Source organism: Achromobacter sp. (assembly GCF_032113835.1).
Lineage (GTDB): Bacteria > Pseudomonadota > Gammaproteobacteria > Burkholderiales > Burkholderiaceae_B > Achromobacter.
The window spans coordinates 18,585-38,020 of the sequence record NZ_DAMCTG010000050.1 but is presented as its reverse complement, the minus strand read 5'-3'; the positions used below and the strand labels follow the sequence as shown (position 1 = coordinate 38,020).

19 protein-coding genes are annotated in these 19,436 nt (G+C 68.0%); 3 read left to right on the top strand and 16 right to left on the bottom strand.

What is annotated here, in order from left to right:
• Nucleotides 1-333 precede the first annotated feature (333 nt).
• Nucleotides 334-1,107, bottom strand: coding sequence for a class III extradiol ring-cleavage dioxygenase (locus RT697_RS17425; RefSeq protein ID WP_313700531.1), 774 nt, complete (start codon nucleotides 1,105-1,107; stop codon nucleotides 334-336).
• Between the two features lie 254 nt (nucleotides 1,108-1,361).
• Between RT697_RS17425 and RT697_RS17420 the strand changes: the two genes are divergently transcribed.
• The 3 genes from RT697_RS17420 to efp all read left to right on the top strand — a co-directional run bounded on the left by RT697_RS17420 (nucleotide 1,362) and on the right by efp (nucleotide 4,420).
• Nucleotides 1,362-2,564, top strand: coding sequence for a DUF2863 family protein (locus RT697_RS17420; protein ID WP_313700529.1), 1,203 nt, complete (start codon nucleotides 1,362-1,364; stop codon nucleotides 2,562-2,564).
• Between the two features lie 7 nt (nucleotides 2,565-2,571).
• The gene (gene earP / locus RT697_RS17415) at nucleotides 2,572-3,732 is read left to right on the top strand and encodes an elongation factor P maturation arginine rhamnosyltransferase EarP (RefSeq protein WP_313700527.1); all 1,161 of its coding nucleotides are present in this window, start codon (nucleotides 2,572-2,574) and stop codon (nucleotides 3,730-3,732) included.
• A 127-nt stretch (nucleotides 3,733-3,859) separates the two neighbouring features.
• Complete coding sequence (gene efp / locus RT697_RS17410) at nucleotides 3,860-4,420, top strand: elongation factor P (RefSeq protein WP_006225610.1); 561 nt, start codon at nucleotides 3,860-3,862, stop codon at nucleotides 4,418-4,420.
• Nucleotides 4,421-4,640: 220 nt separating this feature from the next.
• On the opposite strand, the gene RT697_RS17405 is transcribed toward efp, so the two are convergent.
• The 15 genes from RT697_RS17405 to RT697_RS17335 form a co-directional block, all read right to left on the bottom strand.
• Nucleotides 4,641-5,099 carry a DUF1178 family protein gene (locus RT697_RS17405; protein WP_313700525.1) on the bottom strand — a complete coding sequence of 153 codons (459 nt, stop codon included), beginning with the start codon at nucleotides 5,097-5,099 and terminating at the stop codon, nucleotides 4,641-4,643.
• A gap of 43 nt (nucleotides 5,100-5,142) precedes the next feature.
• Nucleotides 5,143-5,847 (bottom strand): DUF2968 domain-containing protein, encoded by a 705-nt coding sequence (locus tag RT697_RS17400; RefSeq protein WP_313700524.1) that lies wholly within the window; start codon nucleotides 5,845-5,847, stop codon nucleotides 5,143-5,145.
• A gap of 117 nt (nucleotides 5,848-5,964) precedes the next feature.
• Nucleotides 5,965-7,356: a sigma-54 dependent transcriptional regulator gene (locus RT697_RS17395; RefSeq protein WP_313700522.1), complete on the bottom strand. Its 1,392-nt coding sequence runs from the start codon at nucleotides 7,354-7,356 to the stop codon at nucleotides 5,965-5,967.
• A gap of 49 nt (nucleotides 7,357-7,405) precedes the next feature.
• Nucleotides 7,406-9,448, bottom strand: a complete 2,043-nt coding sequence (locus RT697_RS17390; protein WP_313700520.1) for a TadG family pilus assembly protein — start codon at nucleotides 9,446-9,448, stop codon at nucleotides 7,406-7,408.
• A 102-nt stretch (nucleotides 9,449-9,550) separates the two neighbouring features.
• Nucleotides 9,551-9,994, bottom strand: a complete 444-nt coding sequence (locus RT697_RS17385; protein WP_313700518.1) for a DUF3613 domain-containing protein — start codon at nucleotides 9,992-9,994, stop codon at nucleotides 9,551-9,553.
• A 22-nt stretch (nucleotides 9,995-10,016) separates the two neighbouring features.
• Entirely contained in the window at nucleotides 10,017-10,844 is an 828-nt protein-coding gene (locus RT697_RS17380) for a tetratricopeptide repeat protein (RefSeq protein WP_409517453.1), read from the bottom strand.
• A gap of 41 nt (nucleotides 10,845-10,885) precedes the next feature.
• Complete coding sequence (locus RT697_RS17375; protein ID WP_313700515.1) at nucleotides 10,886-11,878, bottom strand: type II secretion system F family protein; 993 nt, start codon at nucleotides 11,876-11,878, stop codon at nucleotides 10,886-10,888.
• Between the two features lie 13 nt (nucleotides 11,879-11,891).
• A complete protein-coding gene (locus tag RT697_RS17370; protein WP_313700513.1) occupies nucleotides 11,892-12,815 on the bottom strand; it encodes a type II secretion system F family protein in 924 nt (307 codons plus the stop codon).
• Nucleotides 12,815-14,173, bottom strand: coding sequence for a CpaF family protein (locus tag RT697_RS17365; RefSeq protein ID WP_175123676.1), 1,359 nt, complete (start codon nucleotides 14,171-14,173; stop codon nucleotides 12,815-12,817). The genes RT697_RS17370 and RT697_RS17365 overlap by 1 nt, the downstream gene beginning before the upstream one ends.
• A gap of 50 nt (nucleotides 14,174-14,223) precedes the next feature.
• Nucleotides 14,224-15,540, bottom strand: coding sequence for a pilus assembly protein CpaE (locus tag RT697_RS17360; protein ID WP_313700511.1), 1,317 nt, complete (start codon nucleotides 15,538-15,540; stop codon nucleotides 14,224-14,226).
• Nucleotides 15,537-16,898 carry a type II and III secretion system protein family protein gene (locus tag RT697_RS17355; RefSeq protein WP_409517452.1) on the bottom strand — a complete coding sequence of 454 codons (1,362 nt, stop codon included), beginning with the start codon at nucleotides 16,896-16,898 and terminating at the stop codon, nucleotides 15,537-15,539. The genes RT697_RS17360 and RT697_RS17355 overlap by 4 nt, the downstream gene beginning before the upstream one ends.
• A 64-nt stretch (nucleotides 16,899-16,962) precedes the next feature.
• Nucleotides 16,963-17,931, bottom strand: coding sequence for a Flp pilus assembly protein CpaB (cpaB, locus tag RT697_RS17350; protein WP_313700509.1), 969 nt, complete (start codon nucleotides 17,929-17,931; stop codon nucleotides 16,963-16,965).
• Nucleotides 17,928-18,416: a TadE/TadG family type IV pilus assembly protein gene (locus RT697_RS17345; protein ID WP_313700507.1), complete on the bottom strand. Its 489-nt coding sequence runs from the start codon at nucleotides 18,414-18,416 to the stop codon at nucleotides 17,928-17,930. Before RT697_RS17345 ends, cpaB begins: the two co-directional genes overlap by 4 nt.
• Before the next feature lies 1 nt (nucleotide 18,417).
• On the bottom strand, nucleotides 18,418-18,879 hold the full coding sequence (locus tag RT697_RS17340) for a TadE/TadG family type IV pilus assembly protein (RefSeq protein ID WP_313700506.1): 462 nt from the start codon (nucleotides 18,877-18,879) through the stop codon (nucleotides 18,418-18,420).
• The gene (locus RT697_RS17335; protein ID WP_313700504.1) at nucleotides 18,825-19,346 is read right to left on the bottom strand and encodes a prepilin peptidase; all 522 of its coding nucleotides are present in this window, start codon (nucleotides 19,344-19,346) and stop codon (nucleotides 18,825-18,827) included. The genes RT697_RS17340 and RT697_RS17335 overlap by 55 nt, the downstream gene beginning before the upstream one ends.
• Nucleotides 19,347-19,436: the final 90 nt, after the last annotated feature.

The window sequence follows — 19,436 nt, the reverse complement described above, 5'->3', positions numbered from 1 at the left end:
ACGGTTCGAAGCAGGACGTGACGGTGCTGCTGCGCATCGACACGCCGATCGAGGTTGATTACTACCAGCACGGCGGGATCCTGCCCTTTGTGCTGCGCCAACTGCTTGCTGCCTGATCGTCAACGGTTGCAACTCAGTAAGAACGCCCCGGGACCTTGCGGTTCCGGGGCGTTTTTCATGGGCGGCGGGGGTGTCAGACACCCGTTCAAATTGAGCAGGTGTCTGACACCCTCCAGAGATGATCGTCAGCTTGCCGCAGTGTCTCAACGGGTGTCAGACACCGGGGCATGGAGCTGGCTCAACGGGTGTCAGACACCGGGGCATGGAGCTGGCTTAATCAAACTGATAGGCGTCCATCGCCAACGCCGCGTACGACACTTCGTCGTTCAGCCGGCGGGCCTTCGTGCCGCCCGCCCCCAACGCGACGTACAGCGGCATCAAATGGTCATCATGCGGATGCGCCTCCATCGCGCCGGGCGCCTGCGCTTGCCAATCCAGCAGCGCGGGCACGTCGTGGTGCGCCAGTTTGTCCGCGTACCACGCCTGAAAGCCCGGCACGTACTCGGCCGCCGGCGCGTTCTGCGGCATGCGGACGTGGCGAAGGTTGTGCGTCAGCGACCCCGAGCCGATGATCAGGATGTCTTCGTCGCGCAGGCGCGCCAGCGCGCGGCCCAGTTCCAGCTGTCCGGCGGCATCGCGCCCCATGTCCAGCGACAGCTGCACGACCGGCACGTCGACGTCCGGGTACAGATAGCGCAGCGGCACCCAGGCCCCGTGGTCCAGCGGACGCCGCGGATCGCGGTCTGCAGCGATGCCCGATTCCGCCAGCAGCGCCTGCACGCGTGCAGCCAGTTCCGGCGATCCGGGCGCGGCATATTGCAAGGCGTAGAGTTCCGGCGGAAAACCGCCGAAGTCGTGCCACGCAACCTGCTGGTCGCGGGTCGACAGCGCCAGGCCCTCGCCCATCCAATGCGGCGAGACCACCAGGATGCCGCGCGGCTTGCGGCCCTGCGCGGCGCTCCAATCCGCAAGCGCGGGGCCGGTCCGGCCGGGTTCGACGGCCAGCATGGGGGAACCGTGGGAAACAAAAAGCGTAGGCCAACGCATGGCTGAGCCTCCAGAAACAATAACGATGCCGCCATTGTCAGCCGATTCAATCCAGCAATAAACCCCCGGCATCGGGATAATCTGTTGCCCGATAAGCATCAATACGGGTCTCACGCGTTTGCGACGCCTGCCGCGAACACGCGTCACGCCGCCCGAGTGCTGATTCAGGCAGGCCGGCATGACGTACCGCCCCCGCCGAGGGTGCCGGGCGTTAAACTACGTCGTTACACACTGAATGGACGTTCCCCGAAGTTATGGCCCGATCCCGCAGCCAATCCGCTCCCCGCATGACCCGTGACGCTACCCGGCTGGTCGCCCTTGCCCAGGCGCTGAACCGCTCCGGCAGCCGCGTCGAAGACGTCTTTTGGGAGACCCAGCTTGGCGAAGCGATCCCGAAGCTGCTCAAGGCTGGCCAGGACGCCCCGCTCGAAGCGGCGCTGGACCACCTTGCCCAAAGCGACGTGGGCGCCTACGAGGTTCTGATCGAACAGGCCGAAACCCTGTCCGAATCGATGAAGATCGAGAAAAACGGCGTTCGCTACGACGTCCTGCTGATCGTCGCGCCCATCGTCGCCTGGACCCGCTACGCCATTCCCACTGGCCCGATTTCCGCCAGCGCGCAGCAAGCCCTGCTGGCCCAGCTTCACGGACACGTCCTGTCCAGCAATGCGCGCACCACGCTGATGCCCCTGATGGTCAGCGTGGACCAGATGCCGCGCACGTTCTCCGAGACCTGGCAGTGGCTGCAACGCCTGGGCTCGCAGGCGCTGGGCGCCGAGACCACCAAACCGGCGCTGAACACCGACACCGAAACCGCCAACATGCTGGCCGACACGCGCTACATCGTCGGCACGGTCGCCGTGCCCGAAGGCGAGCCGATTTTCCGCTGGCAGGAAAAGCTGGGCGATACTGACGCCAGCCGCGACGCCTGCCTCGCGCAATGGGCCGCGCAGGCGCAGCCCACGCTGGCCGCGCTGCTGCCGGGCTGCGGTTTCGAGGCCCTGTTGCCCGACGCCTACTACGTCAGCAACCGCGAAGCCGACCGCCAGGTGCGCCCGCTGTCGCTGCGCGCCGCGGTCAGCTGGCTGGAAGGCGCCGTCAACCTTGAAGCCTCCCAACTCCGCGCCGTGGTGGCCGGCTGCGGCGAAGGCCGCATCGACGAATACCGCATCGGCTTCACCGCTCGCAGCAGCAACGACGTGTACTACGGCTGCGTGTGGCCGCTGTACGGCCGCGAGGAAGACCTGGTCATGGACGAAGGCCAGCCCGACGTGGTCGACGAGATCGCCGCGCTGCTGAAGGAATACGGGGTCACCGACGTGCGCCGCATTCCCGGCGTGCTGCCGCCCGAATACTGCGAGGACTGCGGCGCGCCCTACTTCCCCAACCCCTTGGGCGAACTGGTGCACGCCGAACTGCCCGAGGACGCCGAGGCCGCACCCGCCCAGTTCCACTAGGCCTGCCATGCAAGCGGACATCTTCTGCCGGGTCGTCGACAACTACGGCGACATCGGCGTCTGCTGGCGCCTTGCGCGCCAGCTCGCGCGCGATTTCCACTGGGAAGTCCGCCTGTGGGTCGACGACCTGACCAGCTTTGCGCACATCCAGCCGGGCATCACGCCGGGCGCCGCGCGCCAGCAGTTGGCGGGCGTCGACGTCGTGCACTGGTCCGATATGCCGGACGCCATGCTGGCGGCGCGCGACGTCGTGATCGAGGCCTTCGCGTGCGATCCGCCCGAGTCCTTCATCGCGTCCATGCGACGCACCCACCCCGTCTGGATCAACCTGGAGTACCTAAGCGCCGAAGCGTGGGTCGAAAGCTGCCACGGGCTGCCGTCGCAGCGTCCGGATGGCCTGGTGAAGCACTTTTTCTTCCCGGGCTTTACGCCGGCCACGGGCGGCCTGCTGCGCGAACCGGCCCTGAACGCGGAGCGCGAAGCGCTGCAGGGCTCGGCGGACATGCAGGACGCCTTCCTGCGCTCGGCCGGCGTGCCGGACGATGCGCTGGCATTTCGGCGCACCGGCGCGCGTACCGTGTCCCTGTTTTGCTATCCGTCCGCCCCCGTAGCGGAACTGGCGCAGGCCCTGACCGCCGACGCGCGCCCCACCCTGCTGCTGGTGCCGCAGGGCGTGGCGCCCAGGCTGGAAGCGGCCTGCCAGACGGTCGGCGCACCGCGCGTCGTCCGGCTGCCCTTTCTGGCTCAGCCCGATTACGACCGCCTGCTGTGGTGCGCGGACTTGAATTTCGTGCGCGGGGAAGATTCCTTCGTGCGCGCCGCCTGGGCCGCCCGGCCACTGGTCTGGCAGATCTATCCGCAGGATGAAAACGTCCACCTTGAAAAACTGGAAGCCTGGCTGGCGCGCTACCCGGCCCCGGAAACCGCCCATGCGCTGATCCGCGCGTGGAACGAGTCCAAACCCGGCGCCGAAGCCGGTTCCGAAGCCGGTTCCATAGCCGACTCCAACGCCGGCCGGACCGCCCCGGCCGTCGCCGCCGCGCTGGCGCCAGACGCCTGGCTGGCATGGTCCGACGCCGCCCGCGACTGGAACGCCAGCCAGTCCGCCCTGCCCGGCCTGGCCGAAAATCTGGCCACGTTTTGCGCAGAGTTGGCCAAGAAACGTTAGAATAGAGAGTTTTCTGAGTTGCCCTGAATCTGTCGGGCCTCAACTATGACGCCTCCCGGGGTGTGCAAAGCCAGACGCGGCTTATGCAAGCACGGCGAGTGCACCCATCACCCCCGGAGTTTTATCGATGAAAACCGCTCAGGAATTGCGAGTCGGAAACGTGGTCATGGTCGGCAAGGATCCCCTCGTGGTCCAGAAGGCCGAATACAACAAGTCGGGCCGTAACGCCGCCGTGGTCAAGCTGAAGTTCAAGAACCTCTTGACCGCCTCGGCCAGCGAATCGGTCTACAAGGCCGACGAAAAGTTCGAAGTCGTTCAACTGGATCGCAAGGAATGCACGTATTCCTACTTCGGCGACCCGATGTACGTCTTCATGGACGAAGAGTACAACCAGTACGAAATCGAAGCCGAAAGCATGGGCGACGCCCTGAACTACCTGGAAGAAGCGATGCCCGTGGAAGTGGTCTTCTACGACGGCCGCGCCATCTCGGTTGAACTGCCCACCACGCTCGTGCGCGAAATCACCTACACCGAACCCGCCGTCCGTGGCGACACCTCGGGCAAAGTGACCAAGCCGGCCAAGATCAACACCGGATACGAACTGAACGTGCCGCTGTTCTGCGCCATCGGCGACAAGATCGAAATCGACACCCGCACCAACGAATACCGCAGCCGCGTCAACAACTGATCCGGCCCAGCGCAAAAAAGCCAGACTTCGCAGTCTGGCTTTTTTTTGGGCAGTGGGCGGCAAGGTGTCTGACACCCTCTGAGACGCTGCTTCAAACCGTAGATCATCTCCCCAGGGTGTCAGACACCTTGCCTCAAGCCGTAGATCATCTCCCCAGGGTGTCAGACACCTTGCCTCAAGCTGCAGATCATCTCTTCAGGGGTACGGACACTTCGGCGCCTTATTGCAGCCGTTCGTCGTCCAGGAAATCCGGCACGGCCATGACGTCAATGCCGTCTTCGGCCAGGGCTTCGCGTTCTTCCACCGTGGCGGTGCCGCGGATCGGGCGGTCGTCGGCGTCGCCGTCGTGGATGCGGCGCGCTTCTTCGGCGAAGCGGGGGCCGACGTTTTCGGTGCTGCGCACCAGCGCGCGCACCTGACGCATGACGGCGGCCTGCAGGGCCGCCATCTTTTCGGCGTCGGACGCGCCGGCCGGCACGAGCGGCTGGGCGGCGGGCGCGTGCAGATGGGCGACATTCAGACGCGGCGCGGACAGGCGCTTGGTGATGGTGGCCGACCCGCAGACCGGGCACGTGACAAGGCCGCGCGCCTGCTGCGCGTCGTAGTCTTCGTGCGACCCGAACCACCCTTCAAAGATGTGGTCGTGGTCGCACTGGAGGTCAAAAACTTTCAGAGCCATGGCGTCTATATGGGGTGCAACGCCCAGAGTACAAGAAGGCGCGCTACTTGGCCCGGGTTTGCGCCGCCGGGCTGCCGACCTGCGCCTGTTGCGCCTGCAGGGCGTCGATCTGGCGTTGCAGGTCGCGCAGTTGCTGGCGCACGTCCTTCTGCTGGCCGGCCAGCGCCGTGGCTTCCTCGCGGGATTGCTGCTGACGGGCCGCGACCTGCTCTTCCTGTTGCAGACGCACGGTGCGGTCAGCCTGCAGGGCGCTCAATTCAGCGCTGCGGCTGGCCAGCAGCTTTTCGGCATGCGCGTTTTCAGCCTGCATCTTGATGCGCTTGATGTCCACTTCGGCCAGCTCGGCGGACTGCGCAACGAAGGCGCGGTATGTGGCTTCGGCCTGCTTGTCGGACTTGGTCTTGACCACGCGCCAGAAGTCCTTCTGCTGGAACAGGGCGACGTAGTAAGTCAGGTCGTCCGGCTTGAACAGCAGGCTGGCGCCGTAGGTGCCGTTATAGGCGGTGCGCAGCTCCGACACCTGACGGTTCTGGATCAGGCCTTGCAGCTCGGACACCGTGGAGGCGGGACGCGCGGCCGGCGGCGGCGCGGGCGGCGTCACGGGCGTGGAGGCGGCCTGCGTATCCTCGACCTGTTTAACCGTGGGCCGGGGCGGTTCCGGCTGCGCGCTGGCGCAAGCGGCCAGACCCGACAGGGCCGAGCCCAACAACGCCACGCGGGCGGCGCCACGGATAAATTGGACGTTCATGTTTACCCCAGAAAAATGGTTGCGGAACTATATCAATTTATGTCCGCCGACAGCGGAACTCACGTCTAATTCGGCTTCGAAACTGTGGCCCCGTACGGGCCATTCCCTATTGCGGGTTCATATGGTCTCGGCAAGGCCGTCCGCCGATTCGTTCTGCGCCGCGCCCAGGTGCAGCTTGCGCATCTTTTCCCATAGCACCTTGCGGCTGATGCCCAGCGTGTGCGCGGTGTCCTGACGGCGCCAGCCATTGGCTTCCAGCGCCGCCAGCACGCGTTCGCGTTCGGCGCGCTCGGCATCGGTGAAGCTGGCGGGATCGACACGCACGGCCGGCGGGCCGCTTGGCCGTAGCGGCTCGGCCAACTGATCGAAGATGCGTTCGATGCGCGGTTGGTCCCAGGCCTGGAATTGGCGCCGCACGATGGCCACGCGCTCGGCCACGTTGGACAGTTCGCGCACGTTGCCCTCGTAGCGCGTGCGCGCCACGCGATCCAGCAGCCACGGCGGCGGCTCGTCCTGCACGCCCTGGCTCAGCAGCAAGGCGCGAAAGATCGCGGCCTTCTCGTGCGGACCGCGCTGCTCCAGATTGGGAATGCGCAGCTCGATGACCGCCAGCCGGTAATACAGATCCGCGCGGAATTCGCCCTGCCCCACCAGCATCCGCAGATCCTTGTTGGTGGCCGCGACCAGACGGAAGTCAACGGGCACCTCGGCCGTCGAGCCCAGGCGCGTCACCGTGTTCTGTTCCAACACCCGCAACAGCTTGACCTGCTGGTAGAGCGGCAGATCGCCGATCTCGTCCAGGAACAGCGTGCCGCCGTGGGCCTGCTCGAAATACCCTTTGTGCGCGCCGATCGCGCCGGTGAACGCGCCCTTGGCGTGGCCGAAGAAATGCGCTTCGAAGAGGCCCTCGGGGATGGCGCCGCAATTGACCGCCACGAACGGACCCGAGCTCCACGCGGCCTCGTCATGCAGCAGGCGCGCGATGCGCTCCTTGCCCACGCCGGTTTCGCCGTGGATCAGCACGTTGCTGCGGCAGTCCGCGTAGACCCCGGCTTCCGCCAGCAGGTCCTGCATGGCCGCGGACACCGCGATCAGCGGCTGCTCGCGCCGGGGCGCGGTGCGGTCAAGGTGGATGAGAGTGCCCAGCAATTCCGTCAGCAGCTTGCGCAGGTCAGCGCTGGTGAAGGACAACGGCAGCGTGTACGAGTACTCCGGCGGGTAGAAGCGCGGATCGCGCCCGCGCGCTTCCGCGGCCACCCAGATGACCGGCATGCCTTGCGCCGCCAGCCAGTCGTAGCCGCCGAAGCGCTTGTCGCCCATCACGGACACGGACACCAGCGCCACCGCGCGCCGGGACACGTCGCGTGGCGGCGGGAACGCCGTGCCGGCGTCGGCCCGCACCAGCGACACGTCCATGCCGGCCAGGCAGCGCTCCGCGCGGCTGGCGATGTCGGAAGCGCCCTCCCAGACGTACACGTCGAACTCTTCGCGCGCAAAATTCTCGCTCATCGCTTGGCCCTTGCGGGAGGGAGGGAAATGGAAGTCAGGAGCGTTGTCATCAATACACCAGGCGGGGCTTGCCGCAATCCACGGATATCAGGGCGACGTCGGTCTGGCCCACGCTCAGGCCCAGCACGTCGAGCATTTGCTGCAGCACCACGGACAGCGAGCTGAGCAAGGGGTCCAGCAGCGCCATGACGACGGACAGCACGCCGCCGACCTGGCCGCTGCCGTTCAGGGCCAGCGTGCCGACCGCGTCGACCCGGCACTGCCGGATCGCATCCGGCACCAGCTTTAGGGAGCAGGTCACGTCGCTGAGCGGGGCCAGCAGCAGCGAATTCAGAATGCCGCCCACCAATTGCAGCGTGCCGCCCAGCACCCCGGTCAGGCCGCCGGTGGTCAAGCGCGCGCCCAGCTGGTCCATCGCGGTCTTGGACCACTGCATGTCGTTGACCACCTTGGAGATCGTCTTGCCGGCGTTGTTCTTGTCGCCGCCCACCAACTGGGTCGCCAGGTCCTTGCGCTGCGTCTCGGTCAATGGCGTGCCGGTATTGAATAGATCCCCCAGGATGCCGCCGATCAGCGCGTCCGTCAGGTTGGAAGCAAGGCTTGACAGGTTCACGCTGGTGGCGTTGACGGTGGCCGTGGCGTTGGGCGATGGCGGCTCGGTCAGCGTCACCGAAACGGGCACCGTCGAGCTGAACACCGGCAGCGTCACCCGCGCCGTCAGCGGCAGGATGCCCAGCACGTTCAGGACCTGATGGCGGCCGATTGCGGCGAACGCGCTGGGTTCGCAGCGATTGGTGAGCGACTGGAAGTTTGCGGCGCTGCTGTCGGTAGCGGATGTCATGCCGGGAAAGCGTCCCAGGCAGACGCTGGCTGCGGCCGAGGTCACGTCGATCACCGCCTGGTTTTCCTGCAGCGGCGCCTCGCACAGCTTGCGCAGCGTGCCCGTCGATTGCGCCACGTCGATGATGATGGGCAGGTCCACCCGGGTGTTCAGCGTGTTGGCCAGCAAGGGCCCGACCAGCGGGATGTTGGTGGTGTTGACGCGCAGATAGACGCGAATTCCGGCGCTGATCGCCTGCGTGCCCACGCCGCCCACGCCCACGGAAGGTGGCTCGACGATGCGCAAGCGCGCGTCCAGGCCCAGCAGCGGCAAGCTCAATCCCAGGTTGATCAGGTTGCTGCCGTTGGCGATGACCAACGCGGTTTCCAGGACGTTGAGCGCGTTGACCTCCGCCTGCAATGCGGCGCTGGCGTCGCCGCCCGCGACGTGCAGATCCAGCACGCCGCCGTCGCCCAGCAGCTTCACCGGCAGGTTCAGCGGCATCACGGACAGGACGGTGTTGATGGCGTTGCGCAGCAGCGCCACATCGGCGCTGGCCGTCGCCTGCTTGTCGATGACGCTGAGCGTTGCGTTCAGCAACTGGCCCAGCGTCAGATTGTTGAGCGCGGCCAGTTGTTCGGGCGTGCCCACGCCGGCCACGGCCGACAGCGGCACGCCCAGCGCTTCCAGCAGGCCGGCCGGCGTGATGTTGACGTTGGCCAGCCCCGCGGCATCCAGCACGTCCAGTTGCGACGGCGAGGCGCCCGCCGTGGCAAGCAGACGCGACAACAGCCCGCCGCGCTCCAGCCGCAGCAGGCGTGATCCCACCGTGAAGGCGGCCACCGGCGGGGTTCGCGTCGCCACCGCCGCCGCAGACGCCGTGACGCCGTCCACGCCGGGGATCAGATTGGCCAATTGCTTGCGCACCGCCACCCGCACCGCGTTGTAGGCCTGCCCGCCCGCTGCATCGAACACGTGCATGCCGCTGGCGTCGGTCCGCGTGGGATCCCACACCTTGCACTCCACCGTCAGGTCGGCGGCCTTGAACGTGTCCAGGATGTTCGGCAGATTGGCCAGGGCAGATGCACGGCCCGCTGCGGCGGCGCGCGTGCAATCCGCGCCAGCGCCCAGATTCAGGACCTGCACCGCCGACAACGCCGCCAGATCCGCCGCCTTCTGCATCTCGCGCTTCATGTAGGCGCCGTAGCCCAGCTGCAGCACGCCCAGCAACACCACCGCCACCAGCACCGCAAAAACGGCGGCGACGGTCATGCTGCCGCGTTGCCGCGGCGGCGGGATGGGACGAGGATGGCCGGCTGACATGCGCTTGCGACTCCGTCTGGGCATGCGGCGGGAGCGACCCGCGCGGGAAACCTATTGGACGTTGGGGATTTCCACGTTCTTGTCGAACCACACGGGAATGGGCTGCTTGAAGCTTTCCACGTAACGGTTCCAGGCCGCCGTGGAGACCGGCCCCAGAACGGGCAAGGCATTGCCCGCCCGCCGGCCGTCGGCCTGCGCGGCCAGCAGCCCACGAGTCACGTCGCCGAAGGCCTCCGGCGCGGCGGGGGATGAGGACGGCGCGGATGCAGACGTTGCCGGCGTAGTTGCCGACGTGACTGCGGGCGCCGCCGGTAGCGGCGTCTGCACCTGTTGCACCACCGGCCGGTCCGGCATCGCGGTCGGAGACGCGGCGGCCGGCGCGGCGGACATGCCGCCCGTCAGCGGCGCGTTCGTCTGCGCATGTCCGGCGGAGGGCGCCAGCGCCGCGCAGGCGCAGGCCAGAATCAAAAGCGCATGCGGAATGGAACGGATCATGTCGGATCTCCTGAACGGTGGGTTAACGCACGATGGGACCATTGCCCAGCCCTTCCATCAGCGGACTCATCCTCGGCAACACCACCTGCTCGCCGCTGGACACCCGGGTGGCCGGCGCGGAAGACGCGCTTGGCGTCGGCGCCAGCTGGCCGCGAATCTCGGCGGCCATGCGCAGCACCTGCCCGCGCGCCTCCTCGCCCAGCTGCGCGCGCTCCATCACCTGCTGCGCGCGCACCGCATCGCCCTGCACCAGCAGCAGCACCGCCAGATTCGCCAGCACCTTGCCGCTATCGGGCGTCAATTCGGCCGCCTGCCCCAGCGGCACCCGCGCGCCCGCCGGATCGCCCGCGCGCAGCCGCGCATAGCCCAGGTCGCCGAGAATCCGCGCGTCCATGGGCGACTGCCGGGCCGCCCGCCCCAGGTAGTCTGCCGCCTGATCGAACTGCCCGCGCCCGCCGGCGATGAGACCCAGGCCATGCCAACCCTCGGCCGCCTGATCGGTGGTGGTCAGCGCGCGGTAGGCCGCTTCGCTCAACGCGATCTGGCCGGTCTGGCGCAGCGCCTCGGCGCGCAGGACGGCCACGCGCGGATCCTTGCCGAACTTCTGCTCAAAGCCTTCGATGTACGCCAGCGACGCGAAATACCGGTCCTGCCGCTGCGCCTCGACGATCAGGGACAGCATCAGCTCCGGTTCCTTGGGCCGCCGCTTGTTTTCGGCCTCGTCCTCCTGCTGCCGCATCAGCGCCTGCTCCTGCTGCTGTTGCTGGATCAATTGCCAGGCGGATTCCGCCTTGTTGGTCTGGCATCCGGCGAGGCCCGCGCCGATCACCAGCACCGTGGCCACGAGCATGCAGCGCGCCGCGCCCGACCGGTTATCCATTCTGCCGTCCATCACATCCCTCCCATGCGCGACAAGCCGCGCAACACCGCGATAAACCCCGCACCGCCAGTCACGATCAACAGGGCGGGCAGCAGCGTCACGATCATGACGCCGGTCATCTTGACCGTGGTCTTGCCCACCTTCTCCTTCAACTCCAGGCGCCGCTTGTCCCGCAGGCGTTCGCCGAACCGGTTCAACGGCTCCTGCACGGCGCCCCCGTGCTGATCCACCTGCGCGATCAGGCGGCAGATGGCGGACAGGTCGTCGTTGTCAAAACCCGTGGCCATGCGGGCCAGCGATTGTTCACGCGTGCGGCCGCGCACATACAGCTCCGAGGCCAGCCGCAGTTCCGAAGCCAGCACCGGCAGCACCTGGCCGAACTCCTTGACCAGCACCTGCAGGCTCTGGTCGATCGACAAGCCCACGCCTTGCAAGAGACGCAGCAGGTCGATCAGCAAGGGCAGCTCGTCGGCCGCCTGCCGGCGGCGGCGCGCCAGACGGCGCTGCACGATCCATTTGGGCAGCATGTAGCCGATGGCGAACGCCACGAAGCCCGCGACGAAAGCGCGCAGCGGCATCTGCGGCAGCAGCGTGTGCCAGTCCAGCAGCAGCACGGCCGTGGGCAAAAGGAGCGCCAGGCCGATGCGCACCAGGACGAAGCGCGACCGCGCCGTGCCGGGCTGCGCGTAGCCGGCCATGTCCACCAGCTTGCGGTCCTCGGCGGCCAGCAGCGCGTCGGCGAGACGGCCTTCGCTCAGGCGCTTGCCGAACGTGTCGGCCATGCGCGCCGCCGCGGCCAGCCTGCCGCGTCGCTCCTCGCGCGGCGCGCTTGAAGCCGCCGTCCCCACGCGCGCGGCCAGCGCCTGATCCACCACCTGGCGGCTGCGGTCCTGGCTGCGCAGCCGCCGCGCCATGCCCAGACCCAGCACCACCAGGCCAGCCGCCACCAGCATCAGCGCCATCGCCAGCACGGTGGACGCGTTCCAGGATTGCAGGGTGTCCATGCGGCGCCTCCCCTCAGATGGCCTTGGCCATGCGATACAGCCAATAGCAACCGCCGATCTGCAGGCAGACCGCAGTCAGCAGCATCTTGAAGCCCTGCGGGTCTTCCCACAGGCCCATGAACAGATTGTTGTTCGCGACGATGATGAAGCCGGCCACACCCACGGGCAGCAGCGCCAGGATCCAGGCAGACAGCCGGACCTCTGCCGAGCTGGCGGTCAGTTCGTTGCGCGCCTGGGCGACATCGCGCATGAACGCCGCCATGCGCTCCAGCACCTGATCGCTGCGCCCGCCAAAGCGCATCGCCAGCGACACGACTGCAGCCACCATGTACACCTCCTTCAAGCCATACAGGCGCGACACGTGCGCCAGCGCCGCGTCCAGTTCCTTGGAATTGCTGAGGCTGGCCGCGGTCTCCACCACTTCGCGCAGCGGCTCATCGGTGGCCGCCGCCGCCGTGCGGAACGCCGCGGCGATGCTGTTGCCGATGGTCAAGAGGCGCACGATGTTGTCCAGGAAGGCGGGCAACTGCGAGATCATCCGGCGCTGGCGCTTGTCGGCCCGCATCCATAGCAGGAAGTACGCGAACACGGCCAGCAGCAGGAACGTCACGGCGCCCGATAGCGGCCCGAGAAAGACCCAGGCCAGCGCCCCGCCCGCGACGACGGGCAGCGCGATCCGCAGGTAAAGGCCGGCGCTCTGCCGAAGGCCGGCCAGGCGCAGCAGACGGTCCCAGCCAGCGTGGCCGCTGCGGAACTCGCGCGCGTTTTCGGCAAAGGGCGCGTCGCCTGCCGCCTCCTCGCGGCCGCGCGCCAACTGGCTTTCCAGAAACGCGGAGCTGGCGGCCCGGCGCGCGCTGCGGTCGGCGTGGCGCCACAGCAGCACCGCGCCCACGGCCAGCACCGCGGCCAAGCTCAACAGCGCCATCACGTCCTGCATCAGCGCCTCCGGCTCCAGAAGCCGCCCCCGCCATCGCGGTCGTCCGGCGCGTTGTCGTTGGCGCGCGCCTCGTTGCGCAGCTTGGCCAGCTTGGGCGTGTGGGGATGGATGCCCAGCCAGTTCCAGCGGTCCCGTTCCTCGCCGTCCGGCGTCGCAAACGGATCGTGGCGGTAAAGCTCCTGCGTGGAGATGACGTTGTCGCCCATGCCGGTGATCTCGGTCACGGACAGGACGCGGCGCTTGCCGTTGGACAGGCGGCCGATCTGCACGATGAAGTCCAGCGCGCTGGCGATCTGCCGGCGCAGGCTGTCCTCGCTGCCCTGGAATCCGGCAAAGCCGGCCAGCATCTCGATCCGGTACAGGCATTCGCGCGGCGAGTTCGCGTGGATGGTCGCCATCGACCCTTCGTGGCCGGTGTTCATGGCCTGCAGCATGTCCATGACCTCGGCGCCGCGCACTTCACCCACCACCACGCGATCCGGCCGCATCCGCAGGCTGTTGCGGATCAGTTCGCGGATGGTGACCGCGCCGCTGCCGTCAAAGCCGCCCTGGCGCGATTCCAGCCGCACCACGTGCGGATGGTTGAGCGACAGTTCCGCGGTGTCCTCGACCGTCACCACGCGCTCGTTTTCCGGGATGAAGAACGCCAGCGCGTTCAGCAGCGAGGTCTTGCCCGAGCTGGTGCCACCGGACACGAGGATGTTGCAGCGGTTCTTCACGGCCTCGTTCAGCAGGCGGTAGATCGCTTCGTCGAAGGTCCCCAGCGTCAGCAGGTCCGCCGGTTTCAGCGGGTCCTGCCGGAACTTGCGGATCGACACCATGGGGCCATCGACCGCCAGCGGCTCGATCACCACATTCAGCCGGCCGCCGTCGGGCAGGCGCGCATCGACCATCGGGCTCGACTCGTCCAGCCGGCGGCCGATGGGCGCCAGGATGCGGCGCACGATGCGCAGCACGTGCTGGTTGTCGGTAAAGCGCAGCGACTCGCGGGCCAGCACGCCGCGGCGCGAGACAAACACGTTGTCGTAGCCATTGATCAGGATGTCTTCCACGGCTGGATCGGCCAGCAGGTCTTCCAGCGGCCCCAGGCCGGCCAGCTCCTTGGTCAGCGCCTCCGCGATGGCGCGCATTTCGCTTTCGTTGATCGCGACGCGGCGCATCCGCACGAAGCTCGCGACCTCGATGTCCACGAACTCCTGGATCGCCGACCGCGCCCACCGGCCGAACTCCGCGCCCAGTTCCTCGATGCGGGACAGCAGATGCTCGTAGGCCGCCGTCTTCACTTCCTGGTAGCGGTCCGACGCCGAGAAGCCTTTGTCGCCGTCGCCGCCGAACTCTATCGTCGCTGTCATGATCATGTCGGATCCCGTAACCGCCCGTCTGTTTAGCCGTCAGCCGATGTTGTCCGTCAGCCGATCACCATGCGGCGATGCACGCCGGGCAACCAGGTGGCCAGCCAGCTCGCGTGCCCGCCGGGCGAGGCTTCCTCCGCGCACAGGCCTTCCGCCAGCGTCTGCACCGCCCGCACGTAGACGTCGCGCTCGGCCTCTTCGTGCAGCAGATGGCCGCGGTTGGTGCAAACCATCAGCGGCAGCGTGCGGTCCGGCAGCGTGCCCACGAGTTCCAGGCTGAAGCGTTCCGCGATCTGCTTGGCCGTCATGCCGTAGCGCTCGTCATAGCGGTTGACGATGAGACCCAGCGTGGAACGGTCCACGTGCAGTTGCTCCAGCTCCTGCAGCAGCCCGGCCAGCGACACCAGCGCGCCCACGCTCTGGTCGGTCACGATCCAGTTCAGTTGCGAGTTGCGCGCCAGGCCCGACACGAACTCGGCATTGGTGAAGCCGCCCGCGTCGGCCACGACCACCGAGAAATGCTGGCGCATGCGTTCGAACACCAGCAGCGAATCCGACTGCGACACCTCGCGCATCTGCCCCAGATCGCGCGGCAGCGACAGCACGCTCAGGCCGTTGGCCGTGTGCGCCATCGCCGATCCGAGCAGCGTGGAATCAAGGCGGCGCAGATTGCGCGCCGCCTCGGCAAAATCGAAGTCGCCGCCGATGTTCAGATAAAGCTGGCAATCGCCCACTGGCCAGCCCAGGTCCATCAGCGCCACGCGGCTGGACAGCGGCAGCGGTTCGCCCGGCGGTTGGGATGCTTTGGCGGCGCGCTGGTTGTGCGCCAGCTTCAGGCGATCCTGCACCATGCCCGCCAGATGCACGGCCAATGTGCTGGTGCCCACGCCGGGACGCGCGCCCAGCAGCACGACACTGCGGCGCGTGCCGTCCATGCGCCCGCCCGACGGCCGGTCGAGCACGCGCAGCACCACATCCCGAACCTCCTGCGGAGCAACGGACGGATCGACGAAATCAACGGCGCCCGCACGCAGGGCGGCGATCGCCCCCTCCGGCTGGTTCACGTAACCCACCGCCACGCGCGGCAGCGTCGGCGCGATGCGCGCCAGGAGGCGCGCCAGTTCGGCGGACTTGAACAGCTTGCCGGGCTCGTCGTCGCTCAGTGAAAAATCCAGGAACACCACCTGCGGCGCAAGCTCGGTCAGGCGCCGCGCCAGTTCCTCGATGCGCGGCGACTCCTGGGTCAGCACGCCCAGGTCGCCCAACGCCATCCCCAATTGCGCGGCAATCGCACTGCCCTGAGAACAAAACAGGAACCGCGTGCCGTTCTGCAGGCCCACTCCTTCGCTGGCATGTGTCTTCATATTGGTCACCGTGAGAATCCCGGCATCTGCTGGCCGCTTGCCGGGCCGGTCAGGTAATAACCCCAGGCATTGAACGCCGTATCCGTCTGCTCCTGCCGCGCGCCGGGCAACGGCAGCGCCACGCCGCGCGCGATCGGGCGCACCAGGCGCGGCGTCACGACGATGACCAGCTCGGTGTCTTCCTGGGAATAATCGACGCTGCGGAAAAAGGCGCCGATGATCGGCAGGTCGCCCAGCATGGGCACCTTGTTGACCATCGCCTTCGTCTGGCGCGACACCAGTCCGCTGATCACGAAGCTTTCGCCGTCGCCCAGTTCCACCATGGTGTCGGCGCGCCGCGTGCGCAGCGCCGGAATGATGGTGCTGGTGTCGTCACTGGTGTTGATGGCGATGCCGTTCGTGTAGTCCAGCTCGCTGGCCTCGGGCGCGACCTTCAGCGCGATGCGGTCGCGCGACAGCACGGTGGGCGTGACGGTCAGGCCGATGCCGAAGGGCTTGAAGGTCACGTTGACGGTTCCCAGTCCGCCGGCCTGCGGAATCGGCAGTTCGCCGCCCGCCAGGAAGCTGGCGCTCTGGCCCGTCAGGGCGACAAGCGTGGGCTCGGCAAGCACGCGCGCCATGCCGTTGGTCTGCAAGAGGCGCAGGCGCGCGGCGAAGTTGTTGGAGTCGTAGAACAGCGAAAAGCCCGACGCCAACGCGCCGCCCAGGCTGGCGGGCATGGTGGAGCTGCCGCCGCTCCAGGGACCGTTGCTGGCCGTGAAGCTGATGCCGGCCGCCTTCATCACCGAACGCGACACTTCCACGACCTTCACTTCCACCTGCACGACGCCGCCCGTGCCGGCGGTGGACAGGTCGACCACGTTCTTGTCACCGCCCACGGCGGCGGCCGCCATGGTGGCCGAGGCGATCTGCCCGAGCGGCGATTCGGCATGACCCGATACGACGGCGTGGCCGTCCGCGATGTCCACGTTGGCGCCGCCGCCCAAGCCGCGGCTGGCCAGTGCGCCCTGCACGCCGCTGCCGACGCGCACGGTCCAGACCTGCGGCGCGGCGTTGCCGGCCGACCAGACCTGCAGCCGCGTGGTGCCGGGCTTCTTGCCGTACAGCAGCACGGCGCCCGCACGATTGCCGGTGGCGGGCAGCACCTTCACGTCCGCCACGTCCGGATCGCCGATGGCGATGCGCGACGGCGCGCCGTGATCGAGCATGACGGTCTGCTGCTCTCTGACCGCCATCGAAATGTCGCGGGCCGGCGCGTTTGCGCCGGTGGCAGGGGCCGCGGTCTGTGCCAGGCTGATTCCTTCGTATGTCATCGCCGCGGCGGCGGACAGAAGGCAGATCATGGTAGTGCGCTGAATTTTCTTCATGGTGCCGGATCTGATGATGGGATTCTTCGGCTGCGGGCTGCGCCTGGTGCGCCCGCGGCCCCGTTCAGTAGCGCACGTGCTCGGATTTGTCTCCACGAATGATTTCGACGGTCCGGCCGCCGCCGGTCGCTTGCGGCCGGGCTGCCGGCCGGGCCGCGGAGCCGCGCGCGGCGGGCGCCAGAGCGGCGGCCGTGCTGCCGTCGAGCTGCACAAGGCTCTCGCCCGCGAAGGCGCGATTCGGGCCGGCCAGCAGCGACTCGCGCTGTGCGGGCGTCAGATCCGCCCGCACCGGCAGCACCGTGCCGCGCGGCGCGAACAGGGCCACATCCGGCATGCTGTCGTCGCCCACCGGCCGCAGCGCCAGTTGCAGGCGCCCCGCCCGGCTGGCCAGCATCAATTCGTTGACGCGATCCACCGGCACCGCCAGCACCGCGGTGCGCGCAGGCTGGCCCGGGCCGCCCTGCTGCAAGGCGGGCTTCTCGTCCGGCCCTTCCACCGTGGCCTGGCCGTAGGCCAGCACGCGCACCTGCGACTGCAACAGGCGCGCCTGGCCCGACGCGACTTCGGGGCTTTTCTCGATCATGAAGAACACGTCCACCATGTCGCCGGGGACGATGCGATTGCCGCCGCCGACGACCTCGTCCACCGCGATGGCGACGGCGCGTTCGCCCGCCTTCAACTGGCGCGCCAGCCCCTGCGTCAGCAGGCTGGGCAAGATCGGATCGCCGACTGCGATGTCGACCCTTGTCACCGCGCCATCCAGCGGCGCGGGGTCGGCAAAGCCGCCGGACAGCGCGGCCTGCCACTTCACCACCGTCAGCATTCTTGCGCTGTCGATGCGCGAACCGGCCGCGATCGCCTCACGCGCCACCACCACCGGATACAGCTTGACCGGTTCGGCCGGCGCGACCGCGACCGGCGCCACGGTGACCGCCGGACGGGGCGGCGCCGACGCCAGCCGCCACGCCACGAAGGCAAGCGCCACGCCCGCCACCAGCAACAATCCCGCGACGATCTTGCTCAGACTGCTCATGGCGTCCCCTGCGATATCTGCACGACAGCCTGCGAATGCAGCCTGCTCGGAATCCAGTTGCGGTTCGTGCCCGGCAAGGCGGTGACCAGGCTCCGCACCGTCTCCAGCAGCGGCCAGGTCTGGGTGTTGTAGGTCATGGCGACGGTGGCGCAGTCGGCCTGCGCCCCGCCTGCCCCGCTCCAGGCGCACGGCGCGCGCGTGGCGCTGCACAGCACCGCCGATCCGGCGGAGAAGGTTCGCATCGCCGCCAGGCAGGCCACGGCCGGCACGTCGGACTGGCCGTTAAAGCGCGCATGGACGGCCGCACGCGCGCCGTCGGCTGCGGCGGCGGCCAGTTGCTGCTGCATCCAGAACAGCGCGCCGAATCCGACCACGCCGCAGATGAAGAGCAGCAGCAACGTGAGCGTCAGCGAAAACTCCAGCGCCGCAATCCCGCGCTGGCGAGCTCGAGTCTTGATTCGATTGAGGTGTGGCTTCGCGCGCATCTCAGATTCCCCCGCCCAGGGCATCGCCCAGATGCACCGTGGCGCGCGCGCTCAGCACGCTGGAAGCCGGCATCAGCGCCGTATCCAGAAACGGCACGGACGGCAGGAGCGGATGGGCGCCGTACGCATACGACACGTTGACTTCGACCTGATCCTGCGCCAGCGGCAAGCCGCTGCACGCGCCGCCGGCCGCGCTGGTCAGCGCGCCCGCGCTGCCGCAGACCGCGACCTGCACGGGTCCTGCGGACATGGCGCTGATCCACGCCGCCTGCGACAACGCGGATTCGCGTCCCGCTTCCGCCCGCGCCGCGAGCGACGCGGTGCCCGGCTGCCATTGCAGGATCTTGCGCGCGCCATCCTGCGCGGCAAGCGTCACGGAATGCTGCGCGGCAACCACCAGGGAATACGTCAGGATCCCGTAGAACACCAGGAAGAACACCACGAATACCAGGGCGAATTCCACGGAATAAGCGCCGCGCTGAAGCCGGCCAGCCCCAGGTACGCGGCATAGGGAATCTGGCGCGCGCGGTGGCTCAATGCCCAGACCCTCGACACGGCCAGATACAGCAGGCTGTGCAGGCCGGCCAGCACGCTGGCCAGCACCAGCGTCACCATCAGCGGCGCAAAGCCCAGCAGCAGCCCGAGCACGGCGATGGCCTTGATATCGCCCGCGCCCATCAGACGCCAGCGCCAGAGCGGCAGGAAAAGCGCGGCCGTCAGAAATCCGGCCAGCGGCGGCAGCCATCCGCTCCATCGCGGCGGATAGGCCCAGCCGGGCGCCAGCAAGGCGGCCAGCAGCCAAAGCAGTTGCGCCGCGAGTCCCACGACGATGAGCCGGTTGGGGACGCGGCGATGACGCAGATCGCCATGGATCAGCGCCAGAATCCAGCATGTGAACAACAGCCACCACAGCAACACCCCTGGATACAAGGCTAGACCTTCCAAAAATCCGGTAGCACGACAGGCGCGCCATGGCGGACGCAGCCCCCTTCATTCAAACGATGGCGGGTCGCGGCGTCG